This window comes from Streptomyces sp. NPDC059816 (genome assembly GCF_042732055.1).
In the GTDB taxonomy this organism is placed as follows: domain Bacteria; phylum Actinomycetota; class Actinomycetes; order Streptomycetales; family Streptomycetaceae; genus Streptomyces.
On record NZ_JBHWIQ010000005.1, the window covers coordinates 169,755 to 183,930 of the forward strand.

A 14,176-nucleotide genomic window follows, 5' to 3' on the forward strand; every position below is an offset into this window, starting at 1 on the left:
CCGGTGGGGGTCACGGAGATCGTCGGCAGGCCCTAAGGTGTGCGCATGTCCGCGCCCGAGCTGATCCGCATCGTCACCCGCGACTCCCCGATGGCGCTCGCCCAGGTCGAACGGGTCCGTGCCCTCCTGGCCGCGCACCACCCGCACGTCACCACGACGGTCGTTCCCGTGAAGACCACCGGCGACAAGTGGCAGGGTGACCTCGCCGCCGTCGAGGGCAAGGGGGCGTTCACCAAGGAGGTCGACGCGGCCCTGCTGAACGACGAGGCGGACGTCGCCGTGCACTGCGTCAAGGACGTGCCCGCCGACCGCCCGCTGCCCGCCGGGACCGTCTTCGCCGCGATGCTCGCCCGCGACGACATCCGCGACGCCCTGGTCCACCCCGGCGGCCTCACCCTCGACGCCCTCCCGCCGGGCACCCGGGTCGGCACCTCCTCCGTCCGGCGCACCGCCCAACTCGCCCGCAGCCACCCGCACTTGCACTGCGTGCCGATCCGCGGCAACGCCAACCTCCGGTTGGAGAAACTCGCACACGGCGCCGCCGACGCGCTCCTGCTCGCCGTCTCCGGACTGGAACGGATCGAGCGCACCGACGTGATCAGCGAGGTGCTGTCCCCCGAAGCGATGATGCCGCCCATCGGCGCCGGCATCATCGCCCTCCAGTGCCGGGAGGACGACCAGGACACCATCGAGACGGTCAGCGCCCTCGGCGACCCGGGCACCCACCGCGAGGCCACCGCCGAGCGCATGTTCCTCCATGTGCTGCAAGGCCACTGCAACAGCCCGATCGCCGGCTACGCCTCCGCCCGCGCCGGTGAACTCTCCCTGCGCGCCTGTGTGTTCACCCCCGACGGCAAGACCATCCTGAACGCCCACGAATGGGCCGGACGGCTCGACCCGGCGACGCTCGGAACCTCCGTGGCCGTCGCACTGCTGCGCCAGGGCGCCCGGGACCTGATCGACGGCATCCCGCACTGACCGTACTGAGCGTACTGACCGCACCGGCGTGGGTGTTCGGCCAGGTCTTCGCGGGGCCCGTCGGGGGTCCAGCCAAGGTGAGCCCAAAAGGGGCAGTGGGATGATCTTGAGGTGAAGCAGCCCGCCCCCTGATCTCAGAACGTCCTCCTTCCCACTGCCGGGACCGCCAGAATCTTGGTCATGACGAATGACGACAGCCAAGAGCCAGTCGTGGTGAGCCGTATGGTCCCTGGGATCGACGGCCCGGTGACGTTCCATCACGGCCCGGTGGATCGGGAGAGCGCGACGCAGCCCTTCGAGGTCGTGCGGTTCACGGGCGCGGAGGAGAGCGACATCCTCCATGCAACTGGCTGGTGGCCAGACAAGGGGCCATTTCCCCGCGCTGGCGGACCGCGGCGAGCCATTGAGTGGTGTGCATCGTGAAGTGGCAGGTCACGATGCACACCACTCATAGGGACACCCCCCGAGGGCTCGTCGGTGTCGGGCGGTCAGGGGCAGAAGGACGCCTTCACCGCGGCGACGATGACGGCTCCCTGCTCGGGGACGCGCCCCTCGGAAAAGTCCAGCAGCGGCCCGGAGGGGCGGGCGTCCAGCCGGTGCGCCGCGGTCGACGGACTGCCCGGCACCGGCCCCTGGGTCACTCGGCCGGTGCGCGGGCCGAAGGGCCCGGTCGCTCAGGTTCCGCCGGGTTTGCCCGTCGAGACCAGCAGGAGGACGGACGAGCCCGGTGCCACCGGTTCTGCGCCGCCCCGGGGCTGACTGCTGATCACCTGCCCGGCGGGAGCGTTCCAGTCCGTGTGCCGCATGATCGTGCAGCTCAGTCCGAGTCCGCGCAGCAGGCTTCCGGCCTGTTCGACCGGCATGCCGGCCAGGTCCGGCAGCGCGATGCCCGCTCCCGTGGTCTGCTCCTGCTCCTGCTCCTGTGTCGGAGTCGCATCGGCGCTTCCGCTCTTGGGGGTGCCGGTGGCGAGCGGGGTGCACGCCCCGTTCGCCGATGGGGACAGGGACGGGGCGGCGCCGGGCGCGGGCGGCACGGGCTTCAGCGCGAAGAACCCCACCGTGGCGCACGCCAGCACGCAGCACGCCGCAGCGGTGCCGAGGAGCGCCCGGCGGGAGCGGCTGCGGCTGACGGCTCGCTCGATCGCGGCCGCGTCGACGACCGGCGCCGTCGGCCCGTCGGCGAAGGAGGCCACCGCGGCACGCAGCTCGGCTTCGAGGCCCGGCTCGAACGGGGCCGGTCCGGACGACGTGTTCCTCACTTCGTACCTCCGAAAGCGGCCGACGGCGTGTGCGGCGCCTGGGCGCCCGATACGGAATCGCGCAGCTTGGCCAGGCCGCGGGCGAGCTGGGACCTCACCGCACTCGAAGAGATGTCCAGGACGTCGGCGACCTGCCGGGCGTCCAGATCGTGCAGGTAGTACAGGACCACCACGCTGCGCATGCCCATCGGCAGCCCGAGCAGTGCCTCGATCAGTTCCGCGCGCAGATCCACCTGCCCGAACCGGTCCCGGGGGTCGGCCGTCTCGGGCACCCCCGACAGCCCGGGGCGCTCGCCCCGGCGCGACAGCCGCCGCCAGCGGTCGTTGGCCAGGTTGACCAGCACTTTGCGCACGTACGCCTCCGGCGAGTCCGCCACCGCGACCTTCCGCCACTGTCGGCACGCCCGCTCCAGCGTCTCCTGCACCAGATCCTCGGCCACGTGCACGTCACCGGTCAGCGCATACGCGGTGCGGAACAACGCTCCCGACCGCTGTGCGACGAACTCCGTGAATCCGATGCCCGGACCGCTCCTGCGAAACCTCACCCGCCGACCTCCTCTCCTCGTCCCGTCCCGATCACTGCCCCCATGACGGCGGAACGGGGCCGGGTGCTGCACCGAGCCGCCGACAGTGACGTGAATCACAGCCGGGACGGAAGGGTGTCCCAGGACCTCGCGCCGCTGCCGCCCGGGGTGCGGGCGGGGCCCGGCGAAGCGGAGGGCCGCCGGGCGGGCGGCCCACAGTCGGCCGAGAAGAACGGGGGCGCCTCTTGCCAGATACTACGTTCGCCGACGTCGGCGACGCGCTCGGCACCAGCCGACAGGCCGCCGAGCAGCGCTTCGGTCATGTCCGCCACGGCAAGAAGGTGGCCGCGGTGATCTCGCGGCGGGACCGGGTCGTCTCACTGCCCCTTTTGGGCTCACCTTGGCTGGACCCCCGTCGGGATGCCGTGTTGTCGAACGCCCGCCCTTTGTGCGGTCGGTCGGCAATCCGTGAACACCCGCTGCCCGCAGGGGTGTTCGGGCTGCCGGCTTCGACGGTTCGCGGCACGGTGGACTACGCTAAAGACCTCAAGTCGACTTGAGGTCAACTGGTCTCGTGGACGGAGCGTGGACGTGCCCGTGAACCCCGAACACCCCACCCCTCCGATCTGCTCGCCGTCGGCGAGGTCGCCCGGCGCGCCGGCGTCGCGGTCTCCGCGCTGCACTTCTACGAACAACAGGGACTCATCGCCGCCGAGCGCACCGCCGGGAACCAGCGCCGCTACCGCCGCCACGTGCTGCGCCGGATCTCCCTGATCCTCGTGGCCAAACGCATAGGCATCCCGCTGTCCGAGGTTGCGGAGGTCTTAGCGGGCCTCCCGGAGAACCGGATGCCCTCGAAACGCGACTGGGACCGCATCTCCCGCCGTTGGCACGCCCACCTCGCAGCGCGGCGCCGCGAGATCGAGCAGTTGGAGCGCGAGATCACCGGCTGCATCGGCTGCGGTTGCCTCTCCCTCCGACGGCGCCGGGTCCTCAACCCGGCAGACGTCCTCGCCCGGCAGGGCCCGGGCCCCAACCTGCTCCCCGCGGCCGGCCCCGACGACCCGCCCGCCGCCGCACCCGCCCCGGCCGACCGGACGGCGGGCGAGGGGCCCCGGGTAGCGCGGTGACGGAACGCCCCTGACGGACGCGGGCAGCGGGTCTACGAACGGGACGCCGTCCCGCACTCCGCGTCGCCGGCCGCCCGCAGGTGTTCGTCCATCGAGGTGCTGCGGTCGTAGGGGTCGACCTCGGGGCCGCCGCTCCTCCCCGTGGGCCGCGCGCTGCCGAACTCCGGGGTGAAGTAGCCGGTGGAGTCGCCGCAGCCGCCGTTGGTGCTGTCGAGCTTGTACGAGACGAGCGAGAAGGTCCCCGGCTCGGTGATCACCTTCGCAGGATCGTCCCAGCTCAGCACCAGCTCGCGCCGCACGATCGTCCGCACGACCTCGTCGCTGCCCGCCGCCGGGGCAACCGGGTACACGTACGTGACGTCCGCGGTGACCTGGAGCGCACCCTTCGCGCCCTCCCGGTACGTCATCCGCCCCCGGGTCTTGACGACGTCCCCGACCGGACGGGTGTGCGCCGGGTCGAACCGGCTGAACAGCATCAGCGGATCGTCCTCCTCGCTCGGCGCACGGAACGCGGTCTTCAGGAAGTCCTGCACGTCCTTCTGATCCGGGTTGATCAGCGCGGTGACCCGTGCCGGGTGCTCGCCCCGCAACACCTTCGCGTCCAGGTTGGACACGTTCAGGAACTCCCGGGACCGGTCGAGGGCCCGCGCCACTTCGGCCTTGCTCATCCAGCCGGTCGCCTTGGCCGCGGGCACGGTGACCCCGGCTGCGCCGTCCGCCCAGCGCGCCGCGGGCGAGCCCTTGAACGGCTCGTCCAGCGTGGGCCGTTGGGCATCTTCCAGCGGCGGCGGGTCGTTCGGCCGCTCCGACTCCACGGCGAGCGGCTGCACGGTCCCCTCGTCGCCGAACCATCCGCTGCTCAGCCCCGGCACCAGCGCCACGACCAGCACGGCGAGCGCGGCCAGCAGTCCGGCCACGTACCAGCCCGTGCGCCGCTTCGGCCGGGCCGGCGTGTACGTGCGCCACGGTTGCGGCGGTGCGGGTTCGTCCCGTAGCCGCCGTGTCACCTCACGGGCTCGTGCGGACGGCTCCTTGGGCGCGTCGTCCGGCGTACCGTTCACCGACTCCCGCAGGAACCGGTCCCACTCGTCGTCGGGCACGGACGAACCGCGCTCCTCCCCACCCGCGGCCACACCGAGCTCCCTACCCCGATCAGCGTCGCAGCCCCTCCCCAGGACCGTCACCGCATGATCGCACAGCGGTTCTCCCCGTCCGGGAGCCCCGTCGCCCGGGTGCGACCCCTGGGAGTTCAGAGTGTGGTGTCGATGCGGGGTGTGCACGCATCGGAGAGTTCACGCAGTTCGGCCCGTGCCTGAGCGGCGGAATCGGCTCCGAGCAGGGCATCCGCAAGAGCCATGTTCACGAGTCCCTGCAACCGGTGCCTGTTGGGGGTCGGGAGCAACGACGTGCTGTGGAGGGGAAGCCCGGTCTCGATGCGGTTGCCCAAGGTTTGGTTCAGTTGCATCCACTCGGCCCGGGCGCTGCTGACGCGGGATTCCCTCTGGTCGGCCGTTCCCGATGCCAGGGTGTCGAGGGTCAGGACGAGCGAGTCGGCTTGATGGCTGATCTGCGTGCACAGCTTCCTCGCGCGCGAGTGGACCTTCAGCGAAGCTCCGCCCGCGGTGATGAAGATGCCCGTCATGAAGGTGAAGTTGGCGTTCTGCTGATCGGGTGCCGTTCGCGTGCTCGTGCAGAAGAGGATCAGCGCGATCGATGCTGCCACGATGGCGATGATGCGGAAGGCCACCCGAGTGGTGATGCGTGCATGCAGGTGTTTCAGGGGGATGGGATGACTCCCGTTCCCGCCGGCAATGAAGTAGTTACCGAATGCAACAAGTGCGAACAGTGCCATGGCTGCCGCTCGGTCCACGAAGAGCACGAGGACGGCACATGCCGTGAGTCCCAGGTATCCGGAGATCGATCCGATGGTTCGGAGGGTGGACAGACGGCGTCTGGCGCGCGGCGAGAAGCGATTCGTCACTTCATTGGCCAGCAGGATGAAGGCGACCAAGGAGAGGAACCAGCAGGCGAGCAGGGCCCACTGCACGGTCGGTGAGTCGCCGTAGCGCGGGAACGCCATGCCGCTGATGAGGTAGGCGGTGCCGGCTGCGCCGATCGACCACACCCGAAGCGTGAGGGGGATGCGCTCCACCCGTGCCTGGAGTCGTTTTGCTGTACGCATGGCTTCATCGACGGTGCGAAGGCCGGGACCGGTTCCGGGACCTGGGCCCCCGTGGTTCGTGGTGCGAGGTCAGCTGCTCAGTGGGTCGCCCGTCCGTACGGCTCCGAGGAACGCGGTCCACGCGGCGTTCCTTACGAGGAGCACGGGGCCGTGGGGGCGCTTGCTGTCGCGTATGGGGACGCTCGCGTGGTTGCCTCGTCCGACCTCGAGGCAGTCTCCTCCTTCACCATTGCTCAGACTGGACTTTCGCCAGTTGAAGGCTTCTCCCCCCGGGGTGTGGCGAATCGCTTGCACTTGGCGTGGCCTCCAGCAAGTGTCTGAGGAACTGAGCGGACTCCCCGGGAGGTAGCGCGGCGTCTCGCAACAGGTCGTAGGTGAGGTCAAGCTGCTCCACCCGATCCGGTTCCTCGACGAGATCCATGGCGCGATTTCCCTCCATATAGGCGATGAGCTTGCCCGTCCGCAGCCGCAGCAGAGTGAGCGAATCGCCCAACAGTCCGTGTAGTCCGGCGGAGAAGGGCAACACTTGAATCCGGATGCTAGGCATCTTCGTGGCCTCTATCAGCACCCTCAACTGCTCCTGCCAGACCTGGTCGTCCTTGGTGGGCCTGCGCAGGACTGATTCGTCCAGGATTGCACGGTAGTGCTGGGGGTGGTTGCCGAGAACCATGGCCTGGCGACCCAGCCTGACCGCGATGAGGCGTGCCCGGTCCTCTTCGGAATGACTCAGGTGCGTCCCCATGAGTTCCTGCATGTAGCCCTCAGTCTGGAGAAGCCCGGGGATGGTGCTGAATGAGTACTGCTTGCGACTTGTGGCCTGCCGTTCGCGCTCCATGAACCGCTGGTACTTGTCAGGGTGCGCCTCGTTCTTGGCCAGCTCCCACAGCTCCTGCAAGTGCTGTCCGGTCCCGTAAACGGCGTCCAGTGCGGCCAGCACCTCGGGAGATCCGCTGCTCTTGCCAGTCTCCAGCTTGTGGAGATACGCGCGGTCGTACGTGGTCAGGTCCGACAGCGTCCCGAGGCTTTGCCCTGACGCCGCCCGCAGGCGTGCGAGTTCTGCGGCGAGGATTCTCTTTGCTGAGGCGCATCCGACCATCGCGGACCTGTGTGCAGGCATCGCAACCCCCTCGTTGCAGTGGAACATCCGGCTACGGCCGACCACTTCCGACCCTACCCGCCGCCTCGGACACTCGTAGCCGTACGACTACCAAGGGCTACGAAAGGGAACGGCGTTCCATGACCGCGCAATCCACCCCCATCGGCATCACCATCCTCCGGGCGCCCGGCGAGCCGATCCACCGGGTCATCAAGGGCGACGCCCCGGACATGGTCTTCCTCCCGTTGCTGGTGGTGCAGGGGGACACCCCCGTCCCCGCCGGAACGGGGCTGATGCTCACCGAGTGGGAGGCGTTGCGACTGGTGGACCAGTTGAAGGACGTGCTCCAGCGGGTCCGGGTGGGCCGCCTCACCACCGTCATCGGTCCGGTGAAGCGGCACGAGACGGAAGCCGCGGGCGAGCAGTGAGGCGGCACCGGCGGCGCGACACGTTCTGGCGGGGTGTCGCCCGCAACCTGGACGCCCTGGTGCCCCTGTCCCTCTTCGTGGTGGGCGCGGTCGTCATCCTGGGCGCCTACCTCGTACCCGGCCGGTGCCACCGGTGACGGAACCGCACGCGTGCCCCCACTGCCGGGGGTCCGGCACCGTACTGGCGGGCTCGAACTCCGGGCCCTGCCGCCCGTGCCCGTGCCGCCGCTGCCACGGCACGGGCGTCTACGTACGGGCCCGCGACCCCGCGGTGACGCGGGGCGGCCCATCCTCACCTTCAGGTGGGCAGGGTCCAGCTGGGCCCGGTCGGGATGTCGAGACGCACCGTCTGTTCGGCGGGCGTGGCGGCGACGGTGAAGGCGGTCTGGGGTGGTGAGCCGGCCGCTTCCCAGACGTCGATGGTGGCCTCGATGTCGTCCCAGAGCCGAGCCGGACCGCCCTGGCGAACGTGGTACCCGTCGCCGCCGTCATCGGGGGTGAGGGTGGCGAAGGAACCGCTGTCGACGTCGATGGCGTGCGCCAGCCAGGGCCCGCCGTCCACGCGGGTGGAGAGGTGCTGGGCTCCGGGGGCGGCGAGCTGGGCGAGGAACACCTGGCCCCAGTTCCTGAAGACGTCCCGGCCGTGGCGGGCGGGGCGTTCGTCTGCCGGTTGCCGCAACAGGGCGGAGAAGTCACCGAGGTCCGGGGCAGCGTGGGGGCGGGCGATCATGAAGGAGACGGTGCCGGGCAGGAAGTGGCCCTCGGCGGTGCCGTTCTCGCCGACGGCGAGGCGTACCAGGCCGGATCCGTGGAGCCAGCCGGACACGGTGGTGAGGATCGTGCCACCCGGCTTGACCTGCCGGAGCCAGGCGGGCGGGATGGTGCGTACCGAGCAGGTGGCGATCAGGTGGTCGTACGGCGCACCCTCGGGGTCCCCTTGGAGGCCGTCGCCCTGGATCAGCCGGGGCGTGTACCCGGCTGCGGTGATCGCGGTGCGGGCGCGGGCGGCGACGGCCGGGTCGTACTCGATGGAGGTGACCTGCTCGCTGCCGAGGCGGTGGCACATCAGCGCGGTGGAGTAGCCGGTGCCGGTGCCGATCTCCAGGACGCGGGCGTCGTTCTTGGGGTCCAGGTCCTCCAGCATTCGTACGACGAGGCCGGGCAAGGTGGAGGAGGAGGTGGGGTCGCCGTCGACGGGGCCGTCGACGTCGTCGGGGTGCACATGGCCGTCGAGCTGGGTGACCAGGGTCTCGTCCTTGTACACCTCCTTCAGCCAGGCGTCGGTGCCGGGGGATGCCGGAGTCCACACGGTCCCCTGGGGCCCGTTGCCGCGGTGGAAGAACCCGCCGGCGACGAAGGCCTCCCGGGGGACCGCGGTGAGCGCTGCTCGCCAGGGGGCGGAGCGTAGTACGCCGGTGTTCTCCAATCGGTCTGCGAGTTCCTCGCGTAGCCGCGCGGCGTGCTCGTCGTGAGCGAGGTCGGTCATGCGGGGAGTCCCTTCTCCAGTACGTCGGCGAGCGCGGCGGCGATGGCGGTGCGGGTCCCGTGGTCCACGAAGGCCCACTGCCCGTTGGGGTTGATCTCGTACATCCACCAGCGGCCATCCTGGCCGAGTCCGAAGTCGAAGGCCCCGAAGACCAAGCCGAACGCGGTCAGGAACTTCCCGATGCCCTCGCGGACGTCGGCGGGCACGTCGATGGGATCGAACGTGATCCGGTCGTAGTCCCAGCGCCAGTCGAGATGGTCGCCGTCCACGGTGATCCGGCTGGCGAACAAACGGTCGCCGACGACGGCGATCCGGATGTCCGCGACCTTGTCCACTGCTTGCTGGAAGAGGTGGGGACAGGCCGCGACCCCGTCGCCGATCTCGTCCGGATCGACCTGCCGGACCCAGATCGTGCGGTGCTCGCCGGCCTCGACGTAGGGGGTTGATCGCAGCGGCTTGTAGACGACGGGCCCGTACTCCTTGGCGAACGCGCGGCCCTCAGCGGGGTCGTTCGTGATCAGGGTCGGCGGGACGAACAGGCCGGCGCGGGCGGCTTCGGTGATCTGGCGCGGCTTGTACCCGGCGGCCAGGTTCTGGTGAGGATGGTTCACGTAGAGGCAGTCGAGCGCCCCCAGGATGCCGCCCAGTCCGTGCCGGGCGTGAGCGGTGATGAACGCCTGCTGCTGGGCGTCCAGATGTTCCGGCGCGCTGTACGGGGACGGCCTGCGGTAGTAGACGGAGCGCACGTTGCCGAGGTCGAGGAGACGGCCGTCAGCTGCGAGGGGACCCCTCCAGTCATGTCCGGGCAGTGCGAGCGCGGAGAAGGCCACCGGGTCCGTTCCGGGGTCGAGCCGAATGACGGGAACCCGACGTTCGTTCAGCTCGGTGATCACCCAGTCGGCTGTCGGGTCGGCCAGTTCCGTGAGCACCACGACGGGTCGGTGGGTGCTCATGATCAGCTTTCGGACTCGTCCTGCTCCGTCCGCTGGTCGTGATCTTCGTCGTAGGCACCTGGGCTGGCGCCGTCCCCCGGGTTGGTGGTGGTCGCGGTCTCCACGCCGTGGTGAGTCGAGTGTTTCCCCATGTCCACCCGGCGGCCCTCCGCGTCCTGGTAGATCGCGGTCTGGGTGTCCGGATCCAGCCCGACGAGCGTTGCTGTCTGCTTGCTCAGCGTCGGGTAGGGCTCCATGCGTGTCAGCCCCCACGGCGCGACGGTCTGTCGGGTCATTCGTCTCCTCAGGCCAGGGCTTCTCAGCGTGGGTGCATTGTCCGGGCGTGCCGAGCCGTTCGCTAGAACAGGGGGGCGTTCTCAGACACGACCGCCACCCCTTCGCACGGGGACGGCCCGCGCTCCGACGTGCGGTCGGGGCGCGGGCCGATCCTCAGCGTCAGGACGTGTGCCGGTGCACCAGTGCGCTGATCGTCGCCGCCGTGGCGAAGTCCGCGCCCAGCCGGTTCTTGGTGACGGCGAACGAGACCCCGGACACCGTGTCGCCGCAGGCGAAGCTGCCGCCCACGCCGCCGAGGCCGAAGGTGGTCATCCGGGGCTCGGGGTCGGTGTCGATCGAACCGAGGCCGTAACCGAGCGCCCAGGTGCTGGGCATCCCGAACACCTCGTCGGGACCGCTGACCGCCTGCTGCGTGGCCTCCCGCAACCGCGCCTCGGGGATCAGCCGCACGCCGTCGACCTCACCGAGCAGCGCCGCGTACATGCGGGCGATCGCCCGAGCGCTGGTCTTGGCGCCGGCCGGGATGTCGGCGGCGAGGACGTCGGTCCGGCTGCCGAACGCGGCGTCGGGGAAGGTGTGCAGCGGCCCGGCCTTGAGCATCGGGGTGTCCGGCGGGAGCTGGCTCATGTCGAACGTCGAGGGGACGTCCTCCAGCACCGCGAGGCGGTGGTGCTCGGCGGCGGGCATGCCGAAGTACAGCTCGTCGGCGATGCCCAGCGGCTCGGTGATCTCCGTGCGCAGCACCTCGGAGATCGTGCGGCCGGTGGTGCGGCGGGTGATCTCACCGAGCAGGTAGCCGAAGGTGTAGGCGTGGTAGCCCATCTTGGTTCCGGGCTCCCACCACAGTTCGGCGTCCGCGAGGGCCGCACACATGTGGTCCCAGTCGCAGAGCTGCTCCACCGTGGTGTCCAGGGGGATGCCGGGGACGCCCGCCGTGTGCGTCAGGACGTGGCGGACCGTCACCTTCTCCTTGCCGCGGGCGGCGAACTCGGGCCACAGCTCGGCGACGGGCGTGTCATAGCCGAACAGGCCCTTCTCCACCAGGAGATGGGCGATCGTGGCGGTGGCGCCCTTGCCGATGGAGAAGTTGTAGAAGGGGGTCCCGGGTGTGACCTCGCGTCCGGTGGCCGGATCGGCGACCCCCGCGACGGCCTCCGCGATCAGCTCGCCGCCCCGGTAGACGGCCACCTGGACGCCCCGCTCGACGTCCTTCGTCACCAACTGGTCCACGGTGTGCTGGAGTTCGCTCTGAAGGTCGGTCATCGTCCCGCTCCCTGTGATCGTGCTCGGTGGGCCCCGTCACGGAGCCCGGCCCCGTTTCTCTCACTAGTGACCCTAGGACTCCCCGGAACTCATCGGCGCGGCTGGATCTCCTCCCCCTCGGTCCTGGCGGGTTTACGCCGTCGGCCCGGCGGGCTCGTCGGGGGAGAGGGGGCCGGTCGGGGTGACCGTCCGGACGTGGAGGACGGCGTCGAACCAGTCGGTGAGCGCGCCGCCGGTGACGTGGTGGTCGGCGTCCTCGGTCGGGTCGTAGCCGGGGCCGATCATGCGGGTGCTGGTCGGAGCGGTGAGCCAGGTGCGCACGGCGGGGGGAGCGCCGGTGCGCAGATCGAGGAGGTAGGCGTCCGGTCCGGCGCTGCCGAGGACCGCTTCGGCGTATTCCGTCGGCGGGTGGGGGACGGCCACGGGGAGCGTGCCGTGGTGGAAGGTGAGGCCGAGGGAGGCGTACCCCGTTCCGAAGCGTTCGCGCAGGTAGCTGCCCGCGTTCCGGTGGTCGGTCGGGGAGGTCGCGGTGCCCGCCGCGGTGTGGACGAGGCCGCCCCAGTAGACGACCTTGTCCCCCGTGCGTTCGTGCCACTGGATCGCCGCCTCGGCCAGCGTCCACTCGATCCCGGCCATACCGTCCAGCGCGGGGACGGGACCCGTGACGGTGGACGCGGCGAACCGGACCGGGTCGTCGGGGCGGCGGAGGTTGAAGGCGCGCATCCAGTGGACCAGGTCGAGGATCTCCGCGGTCCGCCAGAAGGAACGGGCCCCGGCGAGCAGCGCCCGCGGGTCCCCCGTCCCGGTGCTGACGTACGCGTCGAGCCCGACCCGCGTCGCGTCGTCACCCTCCAGGGCGAGCGAACGGAACCCCCGCTCCTCGACCAGTAGCCGGACGATGCGGTGCGCGAGGGCGGACAGCTCGTGGCTCTGACGGGTCGAGGCGCCGAGGGCCACCACCGCGGCGTCGCCCACCAGGTCGGCCAAGGGGAGGAGGTCGGTCGGCGGGGCTGCGGGGTCGAGCGTGGTGAGGGGGTGGGCGTGCTGCCCGATCCACCGGGTCACCTGGTCGGTCATGGGGCCTCCGCGTGTCGGGGCGGGGGCGCCGGGGCTCTCCCCGGTCGGGCTGGACCCCGCAGGCGCAGCCTCGGACGTGAACCGAGGTTGAGGTCAAGCCCGGGGGAGGAAGAGGGGGCGACCGGGCGGGCGAGGTGGATAGTGCGGCTAACTAATTACCCGGGAGGGGTGTGGGTGCGCGACAATGGGGGGATGCCCGTGTCCCCGTCCCCCTCGATGGCTGATCCCACGATGACCTCTTCCGCGTCCTTGCCCGCGCCCGCCCGCACCCCCGCGCCCGCCCGCACCCCCGCGGCAGTGCCCGGCACCTCCGCGGCAGCGCCCGGCGTCCCGGTCGCAGCGCCCGGTGCCCCCGCCGCCGCGGCCGGCGCCCCCGCGCCGGGTCTCGCCATCGGCCCGTACCCCGTGACGCCGCCGGTGGTCCTCGCCCCCATGGCGGGCATCACCAACGCGCCGTTCAGGACCCTGTGCCGCGAGTTCAGCGGCGGCAAGGGGCTGTTCGTCAGCGAGATGATCACCACTCGGGCGCTGGTCGAGCGCAACGAGAAGACCATGCAGCTCATCCGGTTCGACGCCAGCGAGACGCCGCGTTCCCTCCAGTTGTACGGGGTGGACCCGGCGACGGTCGGCAAGGCGGTCCGGATGATCGCGGACGAGGGCCTGGCCGACCACATCGACCTGAACTTCGGCTGCCCCGTCCCCAAGGTCACCCGCAAGGGCGGCGGCTCCGCCCTCCCGTACAAGCGCCACCTGCTGCGGGCGATCCTGCGCGAGGCGGTGACCGGGGCCGGGGACCTGCCGGTCACCATGAAGATGCGCAAGGGCATCGACGACGACCACCTCACCTACCTCGACGCCGGCCGCATCGCCGTCGAGGAGGGCGTCACCGCGATCGCCCTGCACGGCAGGACGGCCGCCCAGCACTACGGCGGCACCGCCGACTGGGAGGCCATCGCCCGGCTCAAGGAGCACGTGCCGGAGGTCCCCGTCCTCGGCAACGGTGACATCTGGTGCGCCGAGGACGCCCTGCGGATGGTCCGCGAGACCGGCTGCGACGGGGTCGTCGTCGGCCGCGGCTGCCTCGGTCGGCCCTGGCTCTTCGCGGACCTCGTCGCCGCCTTCGAGGGGACGGGCGGCCCCGCGGCCCCCTCGCTCACCGAGGTGGCCAAGGTGATGGTCCGGCACGCGACCCTGCTGGGGGAGTGGCTGGGCGACGAGGCGCGCGGCGTCATCGACTTCCGCAAGCACGTCGCCTGGTACCTGAAGGGCTTCGCGGTCGGTTCGGAGATGCGCAAGCGGCTCGCCATCACCTCCTCGCTCGCCGAACTGGAGGAGGGCCTCGCCGAACTGGACCTCGCCCAGGAGTGGCCGCTCGGCGCCGACGGTCCCCGGGGCCGCACCTCCGGCAACAACCGGGTGGTGCTCCCGGACGGCTGGCTGAAGGACCCGTACGACTGCGCGGGCGTCAGCGAGGAAGCGGAACTCGACACCTCCGGCGGCTGACGGGTGGGAGGGCGCGCCCGC

General features: G+C 70.9%; 19 protein-coding genes. 7 read left to right on the plus strand and 12 right to left on the minus strand.

Annotated features, from left to right (window positions below):
* Positions 1-39: 39 nt before the first annotated feature.
* Both hemC and ACFV88_RS09200 read left to right on the plus strand, forming a co-directional pair.
* Positions 40-978: a hydroxymethylbilane synthase gene (gene hemC, locus ACFV88_RS09195; RefSeq protein WP_385487717.1), complete on the plus strand. Its 939-nt coding sequence runs from the start codon at positions 40-42 to the stop codon at positions 976-978.
* Between the two features lie 180 nt (positions 979-1,158).
* Positions 1,159-1,401 carry a hypothetical protein gene (locus ACFV88_RS09200; RefSeq protein WP_385487719.1) on the plus strand — a complete coding sequence of 81 codons (243 nt, stop codon included), beginning with the start codon at positions 1,159-1,161 and terminating at the stop codon, positions 1,399-1,401.
* Between the two features lie 65 nt (positions 1,402-1,466).
* Here ACFV88_RS09200 and ACFV88_RS09205 read toward each other — a convergent pair whose 3' ends face one another.
* Genes ACFV88_RS09205 through ACFV88_RS09215 form a run of 3 tightly spaced genes read right to left on the minus strand, consistent with a single transcriptional unit; the run spans position 1,467 to position 2,755 of the window.
* A complete protein-coding gene (locus ACFV88_RS09205) occupies positions 1,467-1,604 on the minus strand; it encodes a hypothetical protein (protein ID WP_385487721.1) in 138 nt (45 codons plus the stop codon).
* A gap of 48 nt (positions 1,605-1,652) precedes the next feature.
* Positions 1,653-2,237: a PASTA domain-containing protein gene (locus ACFV88_RS09210; protein WP_385487722.1), complete on the minus strand. Its 585-nt coding sequence runs from the start codon at positions 2,235-2,237 to the stop codon at positions 1,653-1,655.
* On the minus strand, positions 2,234-2,755 hold the full coding sequence (locus ACFV88_RS09215) for a SigE family RNA polymerase sigma factor (protein ID WP_073785247.1): 522 nt from the start codon (positions 2,753-2,755) through the stop codon (positions 2,234-2,236). Before ACFV88_RS09215 ends, ACFV88_RS09210 begins: the two co-directional genes overlap by 4 nt.
* A gap of 251 nt (positions 2,756-3,006) precedes the next feature.
* Here ACFV88_RS09215 and ACFV88_RS09220 point away from each other — a divergent pair, with 251 nt between their 5' ends.
* Both ACFV88_RS09220 and soxR read left to right on the plus strand, forming a co-directional pair.
* The gene (locus ACFV88_RS09220) at positions 3,007-3,321 is read left to right on the plus strand and encodes a hypothetical protein (RefSeq protein ID WP_385487724.1); all 315 of its coding nucleotides are present in this window, start codon (positions 3,007-3,009) and stop codon (positions 3,319-3,321) included.
* Between the two features lie 66 nt (positions 3,322-3,387).
* Positions 3,388-3,891, plus strand: coding sequence for a redox-sensitive transcriptional activator SoxR (gene soxR, locus ACFV88_RS09225; protein WP_385488005.1), 504 nt, complete (start codon positions 3,388-3,390; stop codon positions 3,889-3,891).
* Positions 3,892-3,923: 32 nt separating this feature from the next.
* On the opposite strand, the gene ACFV88_RS09230 is transcribed toward soxR, so the two are convergent.
* From ACFV88_RS09230 to ACFV88_RS09245, 4 genes are all read right to left on the minus strand, one after another.
* Positions 3,924-5,024: a hypothetical protein gene (locus tag ACFV88_RS09230; protein ID WP_385487726.1), complete on the minus strand. Its 1,101-nt coding sequence runs from the start codon at positions 5,022-5,024 to the stop codon at positions 3,924-3,926.
* Positions 5,025-5,140: 116 nt separating this feature from the next.
* Positions 5,141-6,073, minus strand: coding sequence for a hypothetical protein (locus tag ACFV88_RS09235; RefSeq protein WP_385487728.1), 933 nt, complete (start codon positions 6,071-6,073; stop codon positions 5,141-5,143).
* Positions 6,074-6,142: 69 nt separating this feature from the next.
* Positions 6,143-6,367, minus strand: a complete 225-nt coding sequence (locus ACFV88_RS09240) for a DUF397 domain-containing protein (RefSeq protein WP_385487730.1) — start codon at positions 6,365-6,367, stop codon at positions 6,143-6,145.
* Positions 6,297-7,190: a DUF5753 domain-containing protein gene (locus ACFV88_RS09245; RefSeq protein WP_385487732.1), complete on the minus strand. Its 894-nt coding sequence runs from the start codon at positions 7,188-7,190 to the stop codon at positions 6,297-6,299. The genes ACFV88_RS09240 and ACFV88_RS09245 overlap by 71 nt, the downstream gene beginning before the upstream one ends.
* Before the next feature lie 119 nt (positions 7,191-7,309).
* Here ACFV88_RS09245 and ACFV88_RS09250 point away from each other — a divergent pair, with 119 nt between their 5' ends.
* Both ACFV88_RS09250 and ACFV88_RS09255 read left to right on the plus strand, forming a co-directional pair.
* A complete protein-coding gene (locus ACFV88_RS09250) occupies positions 7,310-7,597 on the plus strand; it encodes a hypothetical protein (RefSeq protein WP_385487734.1) in 288 nt (95 codons plus the stop codon).
* Positions 7,594-7,734 (plus strand): hypothetical protein, encoded by a 141-nt coding sequence (locus tag ACFV88_RS09255; protein WP_385487736.1) that lies wholly within the window; start codon positions 7,594-7,596, stop codon positions 7,732-7,734. Before ACFV88_RS09250 ends, ACFV88_RS09255 begins: the two co-directional genes overlap by 4 nt.
* Positions 7,735-7,895: 161 nt before the next feature.
* On the opposite strand, the gene tgmC is transcribed toward ACFV88_RS09255, so the two are convergent.
* The 5 genes from tgmC to ACFV88_RS09280 all read right to left on the minus strand — a co-directional run bounded on the left by tgmC (position 7,896) and on the right by ACFV88_RS09280 (position 12,652).
* Positions 7,896-9,083 carry an ATP-grasp peptide maturase system methyltransferase gene (gene tgmC / locus ACFV88_RS09260; protein WP_385487738.1) on the minus strand — a complete coding sequence of 396 codons (1,188 nt, stop codon included), beginning with the start codon at positions 9,081-9,083 and terminating at the stop codon, positions 7,896-7,898.
* Positions 9,080-10,036 carry an ATP-grasp ribosomal peptide maturase gene (gene tgmB / locus ACFV88_RS09265; protein WP_385487740.1) on the minus strand — a complete coding sequence of 319 codons (957 nt, stop codon included), beginning with the start codon at positions 10,034-10,036 and terminating at the stop codon, positions 9,080-9,082. Before tgmB ends, tgmC begins: the two co-directional genes overlap by 4 nt.
* 2 nt (positions 10,037-10,038) lie before the next feature.
* Complete coding sequence (gene tgmA / locus ACFV88_RS09270; protein WP_385487742.1) at positions 10,039-10,311, minus strand: putative ATP-grasp-modified RiPP; 273 nt, start codon at positions 10,309-10,311, stop codon at positions 10,039-10,041.
* A gap of 160 nt (positions 10,312-10,471) precedes the next feature.
* Entirely contained in the window at positions 10,472-11,575 is a 1,104-nt protein-coding gene (locus tag ACFV88_RS09275) for a serine hydrolase domain-containing protein (protein WP_385487744.1), read from the minus strand.
* Positions 11,576-11,707: 132 nt separating this feature from the next.
* Positions 11,708-12,652 (minus strand): erythromycin esterase family protein, encoded by a 945-nt coding sequence (locus ACFV88_RS09280; RefSeq protein ID WP_385487746.1) that lies wholly within the window; start codon positions 12,650-12,652, stop codon positions 11,708-11,710.
* A 231-nt stretch (positions 12,653-12,883) separates the two neighbouring features.
* Here ACFV88_RS09280 and dusB point away from each other — a divergent pair, with 231 nt between their 5' ends.
* Positions 12,884-14,155: a tRNA dihydrouridine synthase DusB gene (dusB, locus tag ACFV88_RS09285; protein WP_385487748.1), complete on the plus strand. Its 1,272-nt coding sequence runs from the start codon at positions 12,884-12,886 to the stop codon at positions 14,153-14,155.
* Positions 14,156-14,176 lie beyond the last annotated feature (21 nt).

Excerpts from the sequence above, each read along its gene's own strand:
- tgmC (WP_385487738.1), bottom strand. The coding sequence starts at position 9,083 with ATGACCGACCTCGCTCACGACGAGCACGCCGCGCGGCTACGCGAGGAA.
- ACFV88_RS09235 (WP_385487728.1), bottom strand. The coding sequence starts at position 6,073 with ATGCGTACAGCAAAACGACTCCAGGCACGGGTGGAGCGCATCCCCCTC.
- tgmA (WP_385487742.1), bottom strand. The coding sequence starts at position 10,311 with ATGACCCGACAGACCGTCGCGCCGTGGGGGCTGACACGCATGGAGCCC.
- ACFV88_RS09245 (WP_385487732.1), bottom strand. The coding sequence starts at position 7,190 with ATGCCTGCACACAGGTCCGCGATGGTCGGATGCGCCTCAGCAAAGAGA.
- ACFV88_RS09200 (WP_385487719.1), top strand. The coding sequence starts at position 1,159 with ATGACGAATGACGACAGCCAAGAGCCAGTCGTGGTGAGCCGTATGGTC.
- dusB (WP_385487748.1), top strand. The coding sequence starts at position 12,884 with ATGACCTCTTCCGCGTCCTTGCCCGCGCCCGCCCGCACCCCCGCGCCC.
- ACFV88_RS09280 (WP_385487746.1), bottom strand. The coding sequence starts at position 12,652 with ATGACCGACCAGGTGACCCGGTGGATCGGGCAGCACGCCCACCCCCTC.
- ACFV88_RS09275 (WP_385487744.1), bottom strand. The coding sequence starts at position 11,575 with ATGACCGACCTTCAGAGCGAACTCCAGCACACCGTGGACCAGTTGGTG.
- tgmB (WP_385487740.1), bottom strand. The coding sequence starts at position 10,036 with ATGAGCACCCACCGACCCGTCGTGGTGCTCACGGAACTGGCCGACCCG.
- ACFV88_RS09250 (WP_385487734.1), top strand. The coding sequence starts at position 7,310 with ATGACCGCGCAATCCACCCCCATCGGCATCACCATCCTCCGGGCGCCC.